The organism is Lacticaseibacillus nasuensis JCM 17158, from assembly GCF_001434705.1.
GTDB classification, from domain to species: Bacteria; Bacillota; Bacilli; order Lactobacillales; family Lactobacillaceae; genus Lacticaseibacillus; species Lacticaseibacillus nasuensis.
Genome location: NZ_AZDJ01000026.1, coordinates 183,866 through 204,141 on the forward strand (window position 1 = coordinate 183,866; position 20,276 = coordinate 204,141).

17 protein-coding genes are annotated in these 20,276 nt (G+C 59.3%); 9 read left to right on the top strand and 8 right to left on the bottom strand.

Annotation, left to right across the window (positions count from 1 at the left end; translation table 11 throughout):
• Positions 1–32: 32 nt before the first annotated feature.
• Entirely contained in the window at positions 33–572 is a 540-nt protein-coding gene (locus tag FD02_RS06890) for a sigma-70 family RNA polymerase sigma factor (protein WP_054723319.1), read from the bottom strand.
• A 257-nt stretch (positions 573–829) separates the two neighbouring features.
• On the opposite strand from FD02_RS06890, the gene spxB reads away from it, so the two are divergent.
• Complete coding sequence (spxB, locus tag FD02_RS06895; RefSeq protein ID WP_056951379.1) at positions 830–2,569, top strand: pyruvate oxidase; 1,740 nt, start codon at positions 830–832, stop codon at positions 2,567–2,569.
• 95 nt (positions 2,570–2,664) lie between these two features.
• Here the strand turns inward: spxB and FD02_RS06900 are convergent, their stop codons facing one another.
• From FD02_RS06900 to FD02_RS06910, 3 genes are all read right to left on the bottom strand, one after another.
• The gene (locus FD02_RS06900; protein WP_056951381.1) at positions 2,665–3,153 is read right to left on the bottom strand and encodes a universal stress protein; all 489 of its coding nucleotides are present in this window, start codon (positions 3,151–3,153) and stop codon (positions 2,665–2,667) included.
• A 48-nt stretch (positions 3,154–3,201) separates the two neighbouring features.
• A complete protein-coding gene (locus FD02_RS06905) occupies positions 3,202–3,471 on the bottom strand; it encodes a hypothetical protein (protein ID WP_054723320.1) in 270 nt (89 codons plus the stop codon).
• A 316-nt stretch (positions 3,472–3,787) separates the two neighbouring features.
• On the bottom strand, positions 3,788–5,062 hold the full coding sequence (locus FD02_RS06910; RefSeq protein WP_056951385.1) for a replication-associated recombination protein A: 1,275 nt from the start codon (positions 5,060–5,062) through the stop codon (positions 3,788–3,790).
• 78 nt (positions 5,063–5,140) lie between these two features.
• Between FD02_RS06910 and FD02_RS06915 the strand changes: the two genes are divergently transcribed.
• Positions 5,141–6,475: a metallophosphoesterase gene (locus FD02_RS06915; protein ID WP_156408268.1), complete on the top strand. Its 1,335-nt coding sequence runs from the start codon at positions 5,141–5,143 to the stop codon at positions 6,473–6,475.
• A gap of 16 nt (positions 6,476–6,491) precedes the next feature.
• On the opposite strand, the gene FD02_RS06920 is transcribed toward FD02_RS06915, so the two are convergent.
• Positions 6,492–6,932 carry a YueI family protein gene (locus FD02_RS06920; protein ID WP_056951388.1) on the bottom strand — a complete coding sequence of 147 codons (441 nt, stop codon included), beginning with the start codon at positions 6,930–6,932 and terminating at the stop codon, positions 6,492–6,494.
• A gap of 55 nt (positions 6,933–6,987) precedes the next feature.
• Here FD02_RS06920 and FD02_RS06925 point away from each other — a divergent pair, with 55 nt between their 5' ends.
• Positions 6,988–7,611: a DUF1054 family protein gene (locus tag FD02_RS06925; protein ID WP_054723321.1), complete on the top strand. Its 624-nt coding sequence runs from the start codon at positions 6,988–6,990 to the stop codon at positions 7,609–7,611.
• Between the two features lie 25 nt (positions 7,612–7,636).
• On the opposite strand, the gene FD02_RS06930 is transcribed toward FD02_RS06925, so the two are convergent.
• Positions 7,637–8,566 (bottom strand): LysR family transcriptional regulator, encoded by a 930-nt coding sequence (locus tag FD02_RS06930; RefSeq protein ID WP_056951394.1) that lies wholly within the window; start codon positions 8,564–8,566, stop codon positions 7,637–7,639.
• Between the two features lie 132 nt (positions 8,567–8,698).
• Here FD02_RS06930 and FD02_RS06935 point away from each other — a divergent pair, with 132 nt between their 5' ends.
• Positions 8,699–10,474, top strand: coding sequence for an FAD-binding protein (locus FD02_RS06935; RefSeq protein ID WP_235806695.1), 1,776 nt, complete (start codon positions 8,699–8,701; stop codon positions 10,472–10,474).
• 70 nt (positions 10,475–10,544) lie between these two features.
• Here FD02_RS06935 and FD02_RS06940 read toward each other — a convergent pair whose 3' ends face one another.
• Complete coding sequence (locus FD02_RS06940; RefSeq protein WP_056951396.1) at positions 10,545–11,165, bottom strand: isochorismatase family protein; 621 nt, start codon at positions 11,163–11,165, stop codon at positions 10,545–10,547.
• A 96-nt stretch (positions 11,166–11,261) separates the two neighbouring features.
• On the bottom strand, positions 11,262–12,152 hold the full coding sequence (locus FD02_RS06945) for a TMEM175 family protein (RefSeq protein ID WP_056951398.1): 891 nt from the start codon (positions 12,150–12,152) through the stop codon (positions 11,262–11,264).
• An 84-nt stretch (positions 12,153–12,236) separates the two neighbouring features.
• Here FD02_RS06945 and FD02_RS06950 point away from each other — a divergent pair, with 84 nt between their 5' ends.
• The 5 genes from FD02_RS06950 to FD02_RS06970 all read left to right on the top strand — a co-directional run bounded on the left by FD02_RS06950 (position 12,237) and on the right by FD02_RS06970 (position 20,213).
• A complete protein-coding gene (locus FD02_RS06950; protein WP_054723448.1) occupies positions 12,237–13,571 on the top strand; it encodes a M20/M25/M40 family metallo-hydrolase in 1,335 nt (444 codons plus the stop codon).
• Positions 13,572–13,608: 37 nt separating this feature from the next.
• A complete protein-coding gene (locus FD02_RS06955; RefSeq protein ID WP_056951400.1) occupies positions 13,609–14,424 on the top strand; it encodes a DUF368 domain-containing protein in 816 nt (271 codons plus the stop codon).
• Between the two features lie 518 nt (positions 14,425–14,942).
• On the top strand, positions 14,943–15,692 hold the full coding sequence (gene yaaA, locus FD02_RS06960) for a peroxide stress protein YaaA (protein ID WP_056951402.1): 750 nt from the start codon (positions 14,943–14,945) through the stop codon (positions 15,690–15,692).
• Positions 15,692–17,905, top strand: a complete 2,214-nt coding sequence (locus FD02_RS06965) for a DEAD/DEAH box helicase (RefSeq protein WP_054723449.1) — start codon at positions 15,692–15,694, stop codon at positions 17,903–17,905. The genes yaaA and FD02_RS06965 overlap by 1 nt, the downstream gene beginning before the upstream one ends.
• 139 nt (positions 17,906–18,044) lie before the next feature.
• Positions 18,045–20,213, top strand: coding sequence for a Tex family protein (locus FD02_RS06970; RefSeq protein WP_056951404.1), 2,169 nt, complete (start codon positions 18,045–18,047; stop codon positions 20,211–20,213).
• Positions 20,214–20,276: the final 63 nt, after the last annotated feature.

Consider the following 20,276-nt stretch of genomic DNA (forward strand, 5'->3'; position numbering starts at 1 on the left):
AAAAACGGCCAAGTGGCCGTTTTTTTGATGGGTTAACGATGTTCGGCCATGAAGGCCAGCAGCTTGGTGTGGGTGCGCTCGGCCGCGCGGCGCAGCGCCCGCGGTTGCTCTGCCGTTGGGGCTTTCAGTAAGGCGTGAAAAGCGGTAGTTTCCAGCGGCGAGAGTTGGCCGAGAAAAGTGGAAAATTCCAGCCGCAACACCAGGCCGCTTTCCACCTGGCGGGCCACGAGGTGGGGCATCACGGCGTCGAGGTTCTCGGTGGCCGTCGCGTCGCTGGTGACATCGGCGGTGCGTTTTTGTGCGAGGTAGCGCCGCAGCAGCGAGCGCAGGTGAGAGTTCAACACCATCTTGTAATAGGGGCCGAACTGGGAGCCGCGGCTGCCATCATAGCGCTCGACGGCTTTGAGTAACGCGATGCGGGCTTCTTGGAGCCAATCGTCATACGAGTAGTCGCGCATGTGGTAGTTTTTGATGGTGTTGTTGACTAAGGGCCGGTAGCGGTCGAATAAAGTGGTAAAGGCGTCCGAATCTGTTCGCGCATTGGCGATTAATGCTAGGTCTGCAGGTGACATGACAGTTCCCCCTTAGTGGTCCTGACGCAACCGAAACGTTTTTGGTATGGGTCATTGTAACGCGGGGGAATCGGTGTGAATAGAGAACCTTGGTGCGTTGAGTTTGTGTAGTGGTACACCATATTTTTCGCGTTTTTGGCGAAAGGCTGATATGCTGGAAATAGCCGGAGAAAAAATGGCCATTTCACTTGTTTATAGTTAGCAATGTGGTAAACTACCCATAGAAACTTATTTTTTGTAACTAATGGAGGGCTCTCATGACGAAAATCAATGCAGCAGACGCAATGTTAAAGGTGATTGAAAGCTGGGGCGTGGAAAACGTCTACGGTTTACCGGGTGGCTCCTTTGATTCGACGATGAACGCGCTGTACAACCGGCGCCACACGTTGAACTACATTCAGGTGCGCCACGAAGAAGTCGGCGCGCTTGCCGCGGTCGGCGAAGCTAAGGTCAGCGGCCAAATCGGGGTCACCTTTGGCTCCGCCGGCCCCGGCGCCGTGCATTTGTTGAACGGGTTATACGATGCCCAATACGATCACGTGCCGATTTTGGCGCTGATCGGCCAAGTGCCAACTAGCAACATGAATACCAGCTACTTCCAAGAAATGAATGAGAATCCGATGTTCGCCGACGTGTCGGTGTACAACCGGACCGTGATGACCGCCGAGCAGCTGCCCGGGGTCGTCGATGAGGCGATTCGCCAGGCCTACGCGCACCAAGGCGTCGCGGTCGTCACCATTCCTAAGGACCTCGGCTGGCAAGAAATTGACGATAACTATGAATCCAGTGCCGACTTGTACCAGCCGCTGGCCTTGCCGGCGGCGCCACAGTCGCAAATCGACGCGGCGTTGAAGCTGTTGCTTGCCGCCAAGCGCCCGTTGCTTTATCTGGGCAAAGGGGCGGCCGGTGTGCGGGCAGACCTGATTGCGTTGTCCGAGCGGCTGCACCTGCCGATTTTGACCAGCGCGTTGGGCAAGGGCATCGTGCCGGATTCCTATCCGGCCAACATGGGCTCCGCCGGCCGCGTCGCCACCAAACCCGGGGTCGAAGTAGCGCGGGCCGCAGACACCGTCTTGTTCCTCGGTTCCGACATGCCGTTTCAGGCATACTTCATTAACCCGCAGGCCAAATACATTCAAGTTGACATCGACCCGACCAAGTTTGGCCGGCGGCATCACGTCGACTTGGCGATTCGCGCCGACGCCAAGCAAGTTGTCGCGCAGCTGCTCGCCGCGGCCCCGCAGGACCACGCCGAAACCGGCTGGTACCGCGCGGCGCTGAAGAACAAGGCCAACTGGGAGGACTGGAAGGCCAGCTTTGCCGCAGACGCCGAGACGCCGCTGCGCGTTGAGCCCGTGTTCAAGGCAATCAACGACATGGCGACGCCAGACGCGATTTTCCAAACCGATGTCGGCAACGTCACCATCAACGGCATGCGTTACCTCAAGGTCGACGAGCAGCAGCAGTTCACCACCTCTGGCTGGTACGCCACGATGGGCTACGCCTTGCCGGCCGCAATCGGCGCCAAGGCGAAGTACCCGAACCGCCAGGTGTGGTCGATTTCCGGTGACGGCGGGTTTGCGATGGTGATGCAAGACATCCTCACGCAGGTGAAGTACCAACAACACATCATCAACGTCGTCTTGACCAACCAGAGCCTCGGCTTCATCGAAGCGGAGCAAGACGACACCCAGCAGCCGCATTCCGGCGTCGATTTAATCGATGCCGACTACGGCACCGCGGCCGCCGCGCTTGGCGCCGTGGGCTTCGAGGTGCGGACGTTGCCAGAGCTGAAGGCCGCCTTTGCCGCGGCTGCCCAGGCCACCGGGCCGGTCGTCATCGACGTGAAGATTTCCGACTTGCGGCCACTGCCGGTGGAACAGCTAGTCTTGGATCAAGAGACGCAGGATCCCGCTGCGGTGGCGGCGTTTGTCGCCAAGTACCACGCCGAAAGCCTCGTCCCGTTCCGGGCCATGCTGGCAGCGGAAAACGCGTAAACCAACAAAGCCCGACTCACGTGAGTCGGGCTTTTTGCTTGGTCTGTTTCAGGGCAAAAAAAAACTGGTCGAATCGACGGATTCGGCCAGTTAGGTTACTTGGTTTTCTTGGTCTTGGTGGTGGCTAAGGCCGGCTGGTTGTTCAAGTCGGTGCGGACCACCAACACGTCGCATTGGGCATTGCGCGTCACGTATTCGGTGACGCTCCCAATCAACAGGCGCTCGACGGCGTTCAACCCGGTGGCGCCGATCATGATCAGGTCGATGTCTTTGGCCTTCGGGACGTCGCGGGCGATGATGGTCTTCGGGGCGCCATACTCGATGGAATAGCTGACGGCGTCGAGGCCGGCCTTGTGGGCCTGGTCGATGTAGCCGTCCATGGTTTCCTTGGCGGTGGTGGTCACTTGCTCCACCATGGCGGAATCAAAGCTTGAGACGTTTTGGAACGCTCGGGTATCAACGATGTGAATGAGGAACAGTTCAGCGTGATTGCGCTTGGAAACGGCGACGGCTTTTTGAAAAGCGAGTTCGGATTCATAAGAGCCATCGACCGCCACCAGAATGTGTTTGTACTGTTGTAACATGTTCATCACCCCTTTACTTCATTGTACCAAATCGTCACCGAAATACCACTACGCCAAGAAGTGGGGCAGCCGCGTGCCGAGCCACCCGGCGATGACGGCGCCCAGTAACAAGGCGCTGATTTGTAGCCACTGAATGGCAATGATGGCGGCTGCAACCGAGACGATTGCGGCCAGGCCAAACGCCCAGGCAAAGCCCATCAACTGGTGGGCCTGCGCCGCGGTGGTCGCGCGGCCTAAAAACTGGCGGCGGTGCGCGGCGAGGTACCAGGCCAAGGCGGCGAGAATAATGGCATAGGCAACGAATAATGCTGTAATCATAGGCTCCTCCAATATGAAAGGACGCCACATCGCTGCGACGTCCCTGGTGAAAGGCTAGTGGTGCCGTTTTCTTCCCGGTTCGTTGAAACCCGCTGTTAAGCAAGTGGGACCTGCCGACCGACACGTTAGTCGTTAAGTGAAATAACAACACGGTATCGATCCCTGCTAGTCCCAAGGTCGTGAGACTGTTCGGTCAACTGAAAGTGGGGAAGCGCGCACACCTTAGGTACTTCCATGCTTCTATCCTAGCATGCTTAGCCGCTGGGCGCAAGTTTTTCGCGCGGAGCAAAGGTTGATGCACCGCGGGTGTTAGCGGTTACTCTCGGCCTTGCCAGCGGCGCAGTTGGTGCCACTGGGCGGTTAAGGCCTGCTCGTACTTGCCGGTTTGCTTGGGCGTGTAGTAGGCGGCGTTGATCAACGTATCCGGCAGGTATTGTTGCTTGACCCAGCCGTTGGGAAAATGGTGCGGTAGCTGGTAATGAACGCCGTGCCCCAGGGACTTGGCGCCTTGATAATGGGCATCGCGCAAGTCGTCCGGGACGCTGCCGGCTTTGCCGGCAGCGACATCGGCCAGCGCCGCATCGATGGCGGTGATGGCGGAGTTGCTTTTCGGCGCGAGACACAAATCGATGACGGCGGTGGCCAGCGGGATGCGGCCCTCGGGCAGGCCGAGGCGCTCGGCGGCTTGAATCGCGGTAAGCGTGCGGGCGGCGGTTTGCGGATTGGCCAAGCCGACGTCTTCATAGGCAATCACCAGCAGCCGGCGCAAGATGCTGGGCAAATCGCCCACCGTGATCAGCCGGGCCAGATAATGCAAAGCGGCATCGACGTCAGAGCCGCGAATCGATTTTTGAAACGCGGAAATAACGTCGTAATGCGCATCACCATCGGGGTCGCCGGCAATGGCGCGCTGTTGCAGGGACTGGTGCATGACCTCCGCCGTGATGGCAATTTCACCGTCTACTTCAGGTGTCGACAACACGGCCAGCTCCAAGGCGTTCAAGGCGCTACGCAAATCGCCGTTGGTGGCGGTGGTGAGGTATGTTTTCGCCTCGGGGGCCAGGGCGACGGGGTAGTTTCCCAAGCCGCGAGTCTTGTCCGCCAAGGCGCGAGCGATGGCTGTGGCGATGTCCGCCGGGGTCAGCGGGTACACCTGAAAAATCTGCGAGCGGCTGCGAATGGCCGGTAGGATGCTCATGTAGGGGTTCTCGGTGGTGGCGCCGACCAAGACGATGCGGCCGGACTCCAGGTGCGGCAGCAAGAAATCCTGCTTGGTTTTGTCCAGCCGGTGGATTTCGTCCAGCAAGAGAATCACGGTGCCGCTCATCTTGGCTTCTTCGGCGACGATTTGCAGGTCTTTTTTGGTATCGGTGGCCGCATTCAGCGTGCGAAACGCGTACTTAGTGGCACCGGCAATCGCGCTGGCGATGCTGGTCTTGCCCGTGCCAGGCGGGCCATAGAGAATCATCGAGCTCAGCCGGTGGGCGGCGACCATGCGCCGGATGATTTGATTGGGGCCGACGAGGTGTTGTTGGCCGACGACTTCATCGAGATTTTGCGGCCGCATGCGATAAGCGAGGGGTTGTTGCATGAGGGACCTCCTTTGACGTTAGGTTCAGTATATCGCAGCAACGCCGGTCACGTTATAATGAAAGCGAGGTGAGGGAAAATGTGGCGACGGGGATTGGCAATTGGCGTGAGTCTGTTGGCGATGGCGTTATTTGCCATGGGGTTGACCACCGTGCAGCCGGCGATTAATCGCCGGCCGCTGACCGCCCAAGCGGCGCCAAGCGTGTGGGTGCTGTCGGACACGCATTTTATCGCCCCGAGCCTCCACGACGGGGGCCAGGCTTGGCGGGATATTCAAGCCACCGCCGCCGGCAAGGAGCTGCGGTATCAGCCCGTGGCGATTCGCGCGTTGGTGCACGCGGCGACGACCGCCAAGCCCAAACCCGCGGCGGTGATCATCACCGGGGATTTAACGTTTAACGGCGAGTTGGCCAGCGCCACGAGTTTGGCCAAGCGTCTGGCGCCGCTGACCAAGGCCGGGATCCGCTTGCTGGTGATTCCGGGCAACCACGACATTTATGATGGCTGGGCGCGGGCCTACCGCGGGACCAAGCAGCTGCGCGCCACGCAAATCGGGCCGGCGGATTGGCGCCGAGTGTTTGCGGGGAGTTATGCGGCGGCGTTTGCCGAGGACCCGGCGAGCCTGAGTTATGCGGTGCGCTTGAACCCGCATTACCAGCTGCTCATGCTCGACACGAATAGTTACACCATGCAGCCGGCCACCCAGGCGCCGGCCACCGGCGGACAGGTCAGCCGCGCCACGATCCAGTGGCTCACCAAGCAATTGCAGGCGGGGCGGGCTGCCGGCGTGCACAGCGTCGTGTTCATGCATCACGATTTGTACGCGCATGATCGGCGCGTGCAAGCCGGCTGGGTGGTGGATCAAGCACCGACCCTGCGTCGCTTATTCACCCGGTATCACGTGCCGGTGGTGTTTGCCGGCCATATTCACGCCCAAGACATCGCCGCGGATCCGGCCGGGCAGGCGACGCCAATTGAAGTGCTCAGCGGCAGCTTCACCACCAGCCCCGGCTATTACGGCAGCGTCCGCCTGGCGCCCCATGCGATTACTTACCAGGCGCACCCGCTTAACGTCAAGCCGGTGCTCACCGCCGCCCAGCTCGCGACGCCGGCGCTAGCGAATTACCAGCAGTTCATGAAGCAAACCTTCAAGCAGGCCAACGCCGGGTTGTTGATGCAAGACGTGTTGCTGGCCAAGGGGATGACCGATCAAAAGCTGACGGCCTTAAGCGACTTGATGACCGAAATGATGTGGCAATTTTTCGCCGGGCGAGATGATGCCGCCGGCGCCAAGCGGCTGCAACAAATGCCGGGTTATCGCTATTTGAATGAGTTTCCCAGCCTAGCGCGCCAATTTCACACCCGGGAGTTGGATCGGAACTTGCCGGATCTGCACCTGCGCCTGGCGGACTAAAAAACCGCCTGGACGGTTAGTCAAACAGGCGGTCGAACAGGCCGGGCTTCTTCTTGGGCGCCGCCGGCGGTTGCGGCAGATTAACGTCGGCTTGGTTGATGGCAGTCGGCGCCACGAGCAACAGGCCAACCGCCTGCTCACCGAGTTGCGCGGTGTCGTCGTTGACCAACGTGAAGGGGAAAGCCGCCTTCGTGGCCAACGTCAGGTAAGGCGTGGTGACATCACTAGGCAACTTGCCGTTAAGCAGCAGCTTTAAGTCTCGGTGCTGATACTGCGGCAGGGCCTTGGTGAAGGCGGGTAGGGTCGCCGCGTTTTGCAAGTCAGCATTCGTCAGCACCAACGCGCACCGCTCGCGCAAGGAGCCCAGGTAGTGCCGGCGCTCGTCCGGGTTGGTTTGCGGGGTGCCGTACAGGCCGGCGCTTAAATGTGATTGTAAATCGGATTGCTCTTCAGCCATGGTCATCATCCTTTCAACGGGGTACACTCAGTATAGCAGAAAGGAAGCGACGCGCATGCGGCTGTTTGACCGAGCCGATTTTGAGGTGTTTCAAGACCAGACGTTAACCGGGCGGCTGGGGCTGATTCAAAGCCGGCTGGACCCGAAGTTTGCCATCGCCGCCCCGCGCTTGCAGGCGGCCTTGGCCGCCAGTGGGGTGCCCGACCAGTTCGCCCAGGTGGCTAAGCACTTGCGCCGCCACAAGAATCCGCCGCCGAATACCTGGCTGGCGCTTTCGCCGCGGGCGCGCGGCTATAAGATGACCCCGCACCTCGAGCTGGGGTTTTGGAACGACCGGATGTTTTTATGGGTCGCCATGCTGGCTGAAAGCAAGCCGCGGTTAGTCGACTGGCCGCGGGTCAAAGCGGCCGTTGCGCAGTTGCCCGAGCAGTTTGAACTGTCGGTAGATCACACGAAAAAAGCGGTGATGCCGCTGGATGCGCAGACGTTGACGGCGACGACCACCCGGTTTGACCAAGTGGCCAGAAGCGAGTGGTTGATCGGCCAAACTTACCTGCGGACCAGTCCGTTGTTTGATCACCCGGATGAATTATGGGCCGATTTGCTCGAGCGGACTGAGATGTTAGCGCCGGTATATCAGGCGTTACTGACTCCAGCAAAAAGCGCCACTGCCGAATAAGCAGTGGCGCTTTTGCGTGGACCAGCTAGTGCAACTTGCCGGAGTAAAATTGGCCAACCAAGCCTTGCAGTGTCGTGGCGATATGTTGGATTAATGCGCCGGCGTCTTTGCGCGTCGAGATACCCAACCGAGGATCATAAGTCGTGCTGGGGATGGGGATTAGACGATATTCCGCCACCGGCAGCTGCAATCGAGGCAGAATAAACGGTAATGTTGCCGTGATAGCCGAACTATGCAGTGCTGTTAAGGTGGCGGCGATGACGTTGGGCACCTGGAGTTTGAGGTGTAGCGGCACGTTTTGTTCCCGAAATATCCGGTCAATGGTGTCTTGAAAAAAAGACGGACCGGCTAGACCGACATAATCAGCTCCGGCCAGGCGTGGTAACAACGCAGAAAAATCGAGTCGTGACGACACCTTGGCATAAACAGGACTCGTGTTGGGGATGAGGAGGCAGGGACGTTCATCGTGAGTGATGAGCCACGATTGTAGGCTCGGATCGGCGGCAACGCTGCCCACGTAGAGCTGAGTCTTATTTTCTTGAAGTGCTTGGCTCGCCAGATAAGTGGTGGCTTCTTTAAATTCAAAGAACACATCCGGAAAGGCCTGTTCAAGTTGCGTGAATAGTTCCGGTCCCATTAACGTAGCGAGGGGCGGATTGAAGCTAATGGTAACCGGTCCTTGATGTTTGTTGGCAAATACCGCCATTGCTGAGTTAAGGGTATTTTCATCTGCGATGAGTCGCTCCAGTTGCTTGAGCAAACTTGATCCAGCTGCGGTGAGTTGGATGGGTAAGGTATCGCGTTTGATTAGCGTCACGTGATACTGGCGTTCGGCCGCTTGCAGGACTTGAGTGACATAGGGTTGGCTCACAAATAAATGATTCGCCACCGCCGTCAGGGTCCGAGCGTGTTGGGCAGCCGCAAGAATTTGGGACAGAATTTGAATTTTAGACATTGCGACGCCTCCGTCATAATCAATCAGTTAATATAATCTGTCAAAGAGTAATTTTCATCTTCGCCGCGAGTATACCATAATAAATCATGAAGGTTGTTCCTTTTGAACAAAATGAAAGGGGATTCAGTAATTTTGGCTGATCAATTTGACACGATTTATGATGTCGTTGTTTTGGGCTTTGGTGGTGCCGGTGCCACGGCGGCGCGGTTTGCGGCCGATGCGGGTAAGCAGGTGCTGTTGGTTGATGCCGCGCCATATGGTGAGGAAGGGGGCAACACTCGCTATGCGGGCCAAGCCGCGAATTTTGCCCGCGACTACGACCAGATGATGACGTATTATAACTGGTTAACTTATCCGATGACCTTGCCTGAGGATGTTAAGGCGGCCTATGTTCACGGCCTCACTCAAAACAAAGCCTATTTCGAGAAGTACCTGGGAGTGAAGCCCATGGCGTCCAGAGAAATTGCGCCGAACTCGCCACTGACGGCTCGCGTGGTCGAGTATCCGGAATTCCCGGGTCATGACACGAATGACGCGCTGTCGGTGCACAAGGGGCACTTCGATGCCGCATTATGGAAAATTCTGCGGCAGAAAGTGGTTGATCGCGCTGATCGCATCGATGTCTGGCTGGACTCGCCGGCGAAAAAACTATTGCAGGCCGCGGATGGCACTGTCGTTGGTGTGACCATTCTACGCAATGGTGAACTGGTCCAAGTCGCAGCCCGTCATGGCGTTGTTTTGACCATGGGTGGCTTCGAAAACAATCAGGACATGATTCAAACCTACCTGGGCGAGGCAAACCTTTCGCCAATGGGGTCCTTGTACAATCGCGGTGATGGGATCAGCATGGCGGAACGGGCCGGTGCCAAAATGTGGCATATGACCAATTATGAATCGTATAGCTTGATGCATGGGTTGTACTTTGCCGTACCCGGGGCCAAGCGTAGCCATGAGACTTATTGGGAAGCTGGGCCTGAAGACGGCGGCGTTATCGTGATTGGCGACGATGGGACCCGTTACTTTAACGAAGCTGAAGTGGCTCGACATGGTCATATCTACAGTCACGGTAGTTGGCGGCACGCCCCATTAAGCGTTAAGCCCTATATGATCTTCGACCAAGCCCAATATACGCACTTCCAGGCTAAGCCGTTCAAGTATATTCAGTTAGCCGACTTGGTGATTAAGGCCGACAGTATCGCCGCGCTTGAGCAAAAGCTAGGCCTCCCTCAGGGGAACTTGACGGCGGCCATCGACACCTATGACCGTTATGCAAAAGCGGGCAAGGATGAACAGTTTGGTCGGCCTGCAGAAACCATGCGGCCATTCGGGGCTGGTCCGTATTATGCCGTGTTGATGGTGAACACCATCTTGAACACGCAAGGCGGCCCGGCACGCAACGGCAAAGCGGAAATTATCGGTCAAGATAATCAACCCATTCCGCATCTGTTCGGAGCTGGCGAATTAGGCGGAATCACCGCTAACTTGTACCAAGGCGCCGGCAACCTGGCGGAATGCCTGATCTTCGGTAAAATTGCCGGTGAAAATGTGGCCAAGACGGCGCCGTTGTCTTACCCAACGTCAGGTCAACATCAGAAGATCAACGACTTGCTGAGCGGGGATCAGCTTGGCGAGATTAAGCTGGGACCAAACGAGTACCTCGGGCAGTCGAACAGCGGCATGGGGGGTAAGTTGGTGGTGAAGGTGACCTATATCGACCATACCATCAAGCACATCGAGATTGTTCAACAACATGAAAGTGAAGATGTCGGGCTGGTTGCCTTGCAACAATTACCAGAAGAAATGGTGGCGCAAAACAACACAGAAGTCGATGCCACCACTGGTGCATCGGCAACTAGCCACGCGCTACAAGCCGCGGTCCGCGATGCCATCAGTAAGAGTCAGCAATAAATGCTTAAAGGTCTGCTTCGGCAGGCCTTTTTTGTCAAAAAAAGTCTCCCAAGCCGGGAGACAAGAAGCGTTAATCCAATTTGACAAAATCGCCAGCCGCCAGCAACAAATCCACAAAACCCGGCACGGTGTCGGTGCGGTTCCAGTCGCGTTGCCACTCGCAGGCGAGCTGGGCGTTGGTGGTTAATTCGCCACCGGCCGCCTCGATTCGCCGCAGGCCGGTTTCGTGGGCCAAAGTACTGGTGCCGCCCACCGCATCGACGACGGGGAAGACCTGATAGCCTTCCGCTAAGGCGTCGAGGGCGGGAAAGGTGAGGCAAGCCTCGGTCCACAAGGCACACATCACCAGGTGCGACCGGTCCAGCGCCCGCACGGCCTGATAGAAATCCTGGTCCTGCCAGGCGTTAATGCTGGTGCGGTCGTAGCTTGGCTGGTCGGGCAACAACGCCCGCAGCTGCGGCACGGTGTCTTGGTTGCGCCCATTTTGGACGTTGACGGTGGATAAAATAATGGGCACGTGATAAAGCTGGGCCAGGCGAATGGTCATGCTGACGTTTTGAATCAACGTATGTGGAGCGATGGAATTCGTGGCGTTAATTTGCGTCGGCTGGTAGTCGATCACCAACAACGCCGAGTTTTCCGGGGTCAATAACGCATCAGTTACGGGATCACGGCGAGCTGCACTAGTCATAAGCGGACCTCCTCAATAGATGTGACGGGAAACAATTGGCTACGTCATCCATTGTGAAAGCGGTCGGTGAAAAATGCAACAAATCTGGTGAGGCGACTAGCGCCGGGGTGCTCGGCCGTTACCGCGTGGCGCACTGCGCTGGCGCCGCGCCGCAAACCACGCCGCCATGCGCGCCTGCTGTTCCGGCGTGGCTTGGTCGAAGCGTTGCTGGAGGCGGCCACGCCGGCGCGGGTCGACATTTTGATCCAACCAATGTGCCCAGGTGTCAGGCAAGTGGGTGGCCGGCTTGGCCGCCGGGGGCGTGGCCTGAAAAGTCGTGGTTTGCGCCTCGCGGAAGGCTTTGCGGCCCGCGGTGTCCAAATCGGCATATTCTGCCTGCTGGGCCGCCGGTAACGCCGCCACGTCGTACATTTGCTGGCGGGCGTTGGCGTTGATCAAGAACATCAACACGGGATACAGCAGGTAAAAAATCAACGCAAGCGCCGGCTTGAACACGCCAACGACTAAGGCGACGACGGCTAACGCGTCTAGTAACAGGTTGGCATTACCGTAAATCTTGGCGTAGGCGCGGCGCATCGCCTGCTCGTCTTCGTACTCCAGGTGCACAATGGCGCGGGTCAGCACGCGAAACAAGAACGTGACAAGCAGCTGCAACGCGCCATACATGACCACGGTGACCCGGGTGGTGTTGACCGCCATCATGTTGGTCAACAGCGGCATCAAAGCCAGCGGCGCGAGGAAAAACATGTCGAGAATCAGAATCCGATACGTCATCGTGTCGATTTCCCCGAAGGCCGTGCTGTGTTGATACCAGATATTGGCGATAAAAATAAAGCTGATCAAATAAATCCCGACGTGTTTGCCGAGTTGAAGATAATTGTTGACGGTGTCGTGCAACACCGGCGGGATGTCCAACACCATGATCGTAATGATGATGGCGATGATGGCATCGCTGAATGCGTCGAGGCGCGTTTTTAGTTTTTCCATGGACGACTCCTTTGTTTGCCATATTGTACCGCATCCCACAAGCGCGGGCCAAGGCGGTGGTAGACTAGGGGCGGAGGCGAGGACATGACACCAATTGATGAGCTACGAGAATTGATTGCCGCACCTAGCGTGAGCACCAACCCGGCCGGCCAGGCGCAAGCGCGCGCTGTCGTGCAGCGGCTGCTGGAGCAGCTGGGGGCGCAGGTGACCACCATTGCCACCGGCGGCGCGCCGGCCTTGCTGGGCGTTTTGCCAGGCGCACAATCAGCGGGCCTCCTGTTTTACGGCCACTACGACGTGATGACCGCAGGGACGCAGGCGGAGTGGGCCAGTGCGCCGTTCACCTTGACCGAGCGCAACGGGCGATTATTCGGCCGCGGCACCGGGGACAACAAGGGCCAGTTAGTCACGACCCTGGCGGCGGTGGCGGCGTATACCGCCGAGCACCGGTTGCACCACACCTTGTACTTTTTAATTGAAGGCGAAGAAGAACAAGGCAGCGTGCACCTGGCCGCCACCGTCGGGGCGTTGCGGCAGCGGTTAGCGGCGGTGCATACCGTGTTGGTAATCGACGGGTCATACAGTGCCAGCGGGGCGCATGTGTTGCGCCTCGGCAACCGCGGCATCGTCACCGTGAAGTTGCACGTGACCACGGCCAAGCACGCGAATCATTCCGGCTATGCCGGCAATGTCATCGCCGATCCCGGTTTGTTGCTGCAGGCGATGCTTAATCGGCTGGTGGATCCGCTGACGCGTCAGGTCAAGATTCCCGGCTTTTATACTGGGGTCACGGCGCCGACGCCGCGCGACTGGGCGGCCATCGACGCCTTGCCTTTTGCGCCGGAGGGTTTGGCGGCGACGTTTGGGACGCCGATTTTGGCGAAAACCAAACGCGAGTATTATGCCAAGTTGATGTTTCAGCCGACCTTCGACATTGCGGGCGTGGCTAGCGGCGACGTCGGCCCAGGCGCCAAAACGATTATCCCCGGGACGGCGACGGCCAGCTTGAATCTGCGTCTGGTCGGCGACCAGCAGGTGGCGCCGATTCTGGCGGGACTCCGCCACCAGCTGGCGCCTTGGTTGCAGTCCGGGGAGTTAACCATTGAAGAAACCGGCAGCACGCCGCCGGCTCACACGCAGGCGACACCGGCAGAGTTGGCGCGGTTTCAGGCGGCCGCCGCAGCGGCTGGCGTGCCGTTGCTGGTGGAACCTTGCATGCCCGGCACCGTGCCGAACTATGTGTGGACGCAACTGGGCGCCCAGGTGTTCACGTTGCCGTTAGCGAATTTCGACGAGGCCAATCACGCGCCCAACGAGAATATTGACCGCTCGGCATTGACCAGTGGGCAGGCGTTACTGGAGGCGGTGCTGGCGGCCTACGATGAGGCTTTACAGCGCGGTGAAACCTTGGTACATTGAAGAAACGCTACCCCCAGTCAAAACAAGGAGTATCCGCATGAATTGGTTGATTCGCTATCTCAAAGGCATTTTTATCGGCTCTGGCTTCATTTTGCCCGGCGTTTCCGGCGGGGCGCTGGCCGCCGTGTTTGGCATTTATGAACGGCTCATCGGTTTTTTGGCCCATCCGTTCCGCGACTTCCGGCAAAACCTGCGCTATTTTCTGCCGGTGGGACTCGGCGGCATCAGCGGCGTGTTCGTCTTGTCGTTTGCCGTCAGCTTCCTGCTGGGGACATACGAGGCGCAGGTGCTGTGGCTGTTTGTCGGCTGCATCATCGGCACCGTACCGGCGCTGTGGGCGCAAGCCGGGCGCGAAGGCCGCTCCAGGCGCCATTATTGGCTGATGGCCGCCAGTTTCGTGGTGAGCCTGGCCGGGTTGTTGGTGGGCGAGCAGGCCTTTGCCGGCGGCGTGGCGCAAAACTGGGGCACGTGGATGATTGCCGGCGGCTTGATTGCGCTGGGCATGATCGTGCCGGGGTTGTCGCCGTCGAATTTCCTGGTGTACATGGGGATGTACAAGGCAATGGCCGATGGCATTAAAACCATGAACCTCAACGTGCTGGTGCCGCTGGCCATTGGGGCGCTGGTGTGCCTCGGGTTATTCGCCAAGCTGGTCGACGCGCTGTTTAAAACCGGCTATGCCGCCTTATTCCACGTGATTCTCGGCGTGGTGGCGGCATCGACGGTGATGATCATTCCCCGCGACTTCAACTATCTCAGCTTAGGCACCTTGGTGTGCGTGGTCACCTGCGGCGCAGGCATTGCGCTGGGCTGGTGGATGAGCGCCTTGGAGCGACGCTACGATGTCGATTAAGCGCAAAAAAAAGCGGCGTGAGGAAGTCGCGACACTTCCTCACACCGCCATGGTGCCCGCAACTAAGCCAGCCGGATCTCTACCACGTTGGCTATTGGCTTGGTCCGAGTTGCGGTTTGTTCACTTTTCCTGATTCCGGGCAGACTCGCCCTTCCTCAGTCCATTCACGTCATTACAGTTACTCCCGTCGCCGGCAGGTGGCAAGCCACCTTCGCGAAGCGGAGTGGCACGGGCGAGTCACGGTTCCGGCCTAGGCAACGCGCAAACGTTAGACGCGATGCAAGTACCGTGACTCCGGGTGCCTGGGGCAATAGGTCGAGCCGCGGCGCTGCACTCGCCGTGGGCCGCTTGCCCTACAAATTTGTATGCTTACAGTTTAGCAGGGGCAAGCGCTGCCGACAAGCGAACAGCTAACGAACAGTAAGTAAATTTTTTCTTAAGGGCGTCGCTTGCCGGCGATTTTATTTCGGCTTTTATCATGCGACCATAACGGTATTCCTTGAAGAGAGGCATTTTCCATGCAGTTCATCATTGCGCCAGCCAAAAAAATGCGCGTCGCCAGTGCCGATTTTGCCCCGACCGCCTGGCCGCAGTACCTCGAGGCGGCCACGCAGTTAATTGCGGCGATGCGGCAGCTGACTTACCCGGCAGCCAAGCAGTTGTGGCAGTGTAGCGACCGGCTTGCGCAAACCAATTATGCGTGGTTGCACGAGCTCGACCTCCGCCAAAATGTGTCGCCGGCGGTGATGAGCTACGTCGGCATTCAGTACCAAAGCATGGCCCCGGATCTGCTGATCGAGGCCGGCTTGCAGTACCTTGATGCCCATTTGCGCATTTTGTCGGGATTGTACGGGATCTTGCGCCCATTTGATGCCGTCGTGCCGTACCGCCTGGAGCTAGGTAGTCGCTTGGCGGTGGGAGAGGCGCGCAACCTGTATGCCTTTTGGGGCGAGCGGCTGTACGCGGCCCTAGATTTTTCCGCGCCGGTGATCAACCTGGCCTCTGCGGAATACGCCAAGGCGATTCGGCCGTACCTGACCGCTCACGACGCCTTCATCACGGTGACCTTTGCCCACCGGCAGGCCGGCCAGCTGAAGACGCGCGCCACCTACGCTAAAATGGCGCGCGGGGCCATGGTGCGCTACGCGGCCCTGCACAACGCCACCACTGTCGCCGACTTGACGCAATTTGATGATCCCAACTACGCCTATGATGCGGCGGCGTCCACCGCCAGTGAGTTGGTGTTCATCCGGCGGGAGGCGCAGTGATGGGGCAAGCCATGCCGAATCGTCGCGCCGTGGCCGCGTTACTCGACCGGTTTAACGCCGCCAATCGCGCACTCACCGATTGGCAAACGCGGGTGCAAGCCGCCACTAGCGGCCTGTTCACGAATGCCAAGCAACAGCATGATCGCGCAGTGGCGGTGGCCTTGGCCACCGTTCCCGTGCCGAACCTAGTGGCCAGCGGGTCCAAGCCGATTAACGCCGCCTTGACCAGCGCCGGCATCACGAAGGTGGCAACCTTGGCCAAGGCGCTAGCCGGCACGACCAGCGTGGCCGGTTTAAGCACGGCGACCACTGCACATTTGCGTGATTGGTGCGCGACGCAAACGGCTGCCATCGCCAAGGCGACACCGCTGACAATTGATTTTGCCGCTAGTCCGGCTACCAGCCTCGCCATCGTGCGCACGGCCATTGCCTGGCCAGCCTTGACCAAGGCTGGCACCGCGTTAGATCAGCTGCGCACCGGCCAAGCCCAAACGTTGGCGACCTTAATTGCCGGCATTTCGCTGCGGCGCTTGACGAAGGTGGGGTGGTGGCTGACGGGCCACGCGCAGCGGCAACAGCTGGTGGCGGCGGTGAGCGCACTAGCAACTGGCGTGCCAGCATTTGAGGCGGCGGTGACTGCCGCGGTGGCTGAATTAAGTCAGGCGCAACCGCTTAGTGATGACGCGGTGATGGCCCGGTTCAATGCCGATGCCGCCAGTTTTTACGCCTTATTCGAGCACTTGGGGTTGGCGGGCATGGCTCCCACAGCGCTTGCCCTAGATCCTTTCGCCGTGCCGACGAAGAGCACGGCCAGTTCCCCTGCCGAAGATGAAATCAGTCGGTTGCTGGCCAAGGTGGCCGCCATCGATTACACCAATCCCTTGCTGACGGCACAGCTGCGTGGCTGGCAGGCCTTCGGGGTCCGCTATGCGCTGGCCCAACAACGGGTGTTGATCGGCGACGAAATGGGCCTAGGCAAAACGCTGGAGGCGCTAGGGGTCATTACCGCGCGGCTCCACGGCGGGGCGACGCACGCCTTGGTGGTAGCGCCGATTGGCACATTGACCAACTGGCGACGCGAGGTGGCCAAACACACGACGTTGGTGCCGTACTTGCTGCGCGGGGAGCATAAAACTGCCCAGTTGGCGGAATGGCAGGCCAAGGGTGGCATTGCCTTTATTAATTACGAGCAGGTGTGGCGCCTGCCGCACCTGGCCCACCTCGACGTCTTGGTCGCCGACGAGGCGCAAGCCCTGTTGAATCCAGACAGCAAGCGCACGGGCGCCGTCACCGCCTTAGCCCAACAGGCGCCAACAGTGATGTACATGACCGGCACGCCGATTCAAAATTCGCTGCAGGACATGGTGACGCTGATTCAGCCGCTGCAACCGGCAATTTGTGACCGATTGACGCATGGCCCGCAACTGTTGGCTGACGTGGCCTTTAAACGCTTAGTGGCGCCAGTTTATCTGCGGCGCAACCGCGCCGCAGTGCTCAAGGAACTGCCCCCTTTGAGCCGGCAAGACGTTTGGGTCGGCGCCAGCGCGCTGGAACGGCAGGCCTATCGCACGGCAGTGGCCGCAGGGGATTTTATGGCGATGCGGCAAGCTAGTTGGCAGGCGGGCGAAACAGTTGCCGCCAGTCCCAAACGAGCCTGGCTCAGCAACTTGGTGACCGAGGCGTTGGCCAATGGGCATAAGGTGTTGATTTTCTCGTATTTCCGGCGTGCTTTGACGCAGTTGACCCTCGATCTCGAGGCGAAGCTCTTGCCGGTGGTGACGGGAGACATGCCGTTAGCCGAGCGTCAGGCCGTGGTCGACGAATTCCAAATGGCCAGCGGTGGGGCCGTCTTGGCGGCACAAATTACGACGCTGGGTCAAGGCGTCAACCTGCAAGCCGCCGATACCATCGTGTTTTGCGAGCCACAGCTGAACCCGGCGACTGAGGAACAGGCAATCAGCCGCGCCTATCGCATGGGCCAAACGCGGCCGGTGACGGTGTATCGCCTGTTGATGACTAGTTCTGTGGATCAGTTATTGGTGGCGCGCGGGGCGCAAAAGCTGGCGGTGTTTGCCAAGTACGCCAAGCCCTCCGCGGTGGCCGAAGCCACACCAGACGCCACAGCGGGCACGACCAGCGCCTTGTTGACGCAACTGGTCGGCAGTGAGCGTAAGCGGCTGGTCAGGCGCGATGATGATTGGGATGTGTATTAAGGGTGGCGCCAGCCCGGTCAGGCCAAATGGGCTAAGGTCGAGTCCAGCGACTCGGCCTTTTTGCTGGCCAAAATATTGGACGGGCGGCGGGTTTTGTGTCACCATAAAACAGCATCAACCATAGAAAGGCGGCATCATCTTGATCGAAGAACAAACCCGCACCCTCGTCCACCAGGCCCTTACCGGCATCACACAAAAGCAGGTCAACACCGTGTTGACCTTAATGCAAGATGGCAACACCGTGCCATTCATCGCGCGGTACCGCAAAGAAATGACCGGCAGCCTCGATGAGGTGCAGATTCAAGACATCGAAACCGCCTTTGCCAAAGTCACGGCGCTGCAGGAGCGCAAGGCGGCCGTCATCAATAGCATTACCGAGCAAGGGGCACTGACGCCGAAGTTAGCCCAGCAGATTCAAGCCGCCACCAAGTTGCAAGACGTCGAAGACCTGTATTTGCCCTACAAGCAAAAGCGCCAAACGAAGGCGACGATTGCCAAGGCGCACGGCTTGGCGCCGCTGGCCGACTGGGTGCTGAGCTTCCCCAAGGGGCCGGTTGCCGCTGAGGCGAAGCGCTACGTCGCCCCGGCCAAGGACTTGCCGGATGTCGCCGCGGTGTTGGCCGGGGTGCACGAAATCTTGGCGGAAACCATCAGTGAGCAGGCGCAGCTGCGCAATTGGCTGCGCCAGTTGACCTTGCGCACCGGCACGCTGCGCGTCACGGTGAAACCCAAGGCTGAAGACGAGAAGGGCGTCTACCAGCAGTTCTATGATTTTAACGAGCCGCTGCGCCACTTGTCGGCCACGCGCGTGTTGGCGATCAACCGCGGGGAAAAAGAGAAGATTCTCACCGTCAAGATTCAAGTCGACTTGGCGACGGTGCTGAACTATTTTCAATTCAAATTAATCGGGCAACACCCGGCGAGTGAAGCCACGGCGATGATTGAGGCGGCCTACACCGACGCCTACAAGCGCTTCGTTGGGCCGGCCATCGAGCGCGAGGTGCGCGCCAGCCTCACCGCCGATGCGGCCGCCAAGTCCATCAAGGTCTTCGGCGAAAACCTCTACAACCTCTTGATGCAAGCGCCAATCAAGGGCAAGGTGGTGCTCGGCTTTGATCCGGCGTACCGCACCGGTTGCAAGCTGGCGGTGGTCGACGAAAACGGCAAGTTTCTGGAAAAAGCCGTGATTTATCCCCACAAACCCGCACCGGAAGCCAAGCGCAAGGCGGCCGCCGGGGAGTTGCGGGCGCTGTTGGCGCGCTACCAAGTCGAGATGATCGCCATTGGTAACGGCACGGCGAGTCGCGAATCTGAGCAATTCGTCGCGGCAGTGCTGCGCCAGCTGGACCGGTCGGTGTATTACGTGATTGTCAACGAAGCCGGCGCCTCGGTGTATTCCGCCAGCCAAATCGCGCGCGACGAGTTCCCCGATTTGCATGTCGAACAGCGCAGTGCCATTAGCATCGCGCGGCGCCTACAGGACCCGTTAGCCGAGCTGGTGAAAATCGACCCCGCCGCCATCGGGGTGGGCCAGTATCAGCACGACTTGCCCGCCAAGGATCTCGCTGAAGCCGTCGATGCCGTGGTCGAGCGCGCCGTCAACCGCGTCGGCGTGAATCTGAATACCGCCAGCGCCCCGTTGCTGGCGCGGGTGTCGGGGATTTCTGCCACTATTGCCGCCAACGTGGTGGCGTACCGCGACGCCAACGGCCGATTCACCAGCCGCCCCGAGCTGAAAAAAGTCCCGCGGCTGGGGCCGAAAGCCTACGAGCAAGCGGTGGGGTTCTTGCGGATACCAGGCGGGAAAAATCCGCTGGATAACACCGACATTCATCCCGAAAGCTATGCCGTGGCTAAGCGCGTGTTGACCATGGCCAAGGTGGCGCCGACTGCACTGGGGGCCCCTGAGGCCAAGGCGCAACTGGCCGGGGTCGACGTGACGCCGCTGGTAGCCGAAGGCGTCGGCGCCGCCACGCTGGCCGATATCGTGGCGAGCCTGCAGGCGCCAGGGCGCGACTTGCGCGACAGCATGCCTGCGCCGCTGTTGCGCCAAGACGTGTTGACCATGGCCGATTTGCAGCCGGGGATGAAACTGGAAGGCACGGTGCGCAATGTCGTCGATTTCGGCGCCTTTGTCGATATCGGCGTCAAGCACGACGGGTTGGTGCATGCCTCGCACATGGGCCGGAAGTTTGTGCGCAACCCGACGACCGTGGTGCAGGTGGGGGACATCGTGACGGTGTGGGTGCTGAGCGTCGATTTAAAGCGCGAGCGCATCCAGTTGACGATGGTGGCCCCAAAGGCCTGACCAGAATGACCAACTTTTCGCTAAAATCACGAATACCACTTGTAATTAGTAAGTAGATGCGCT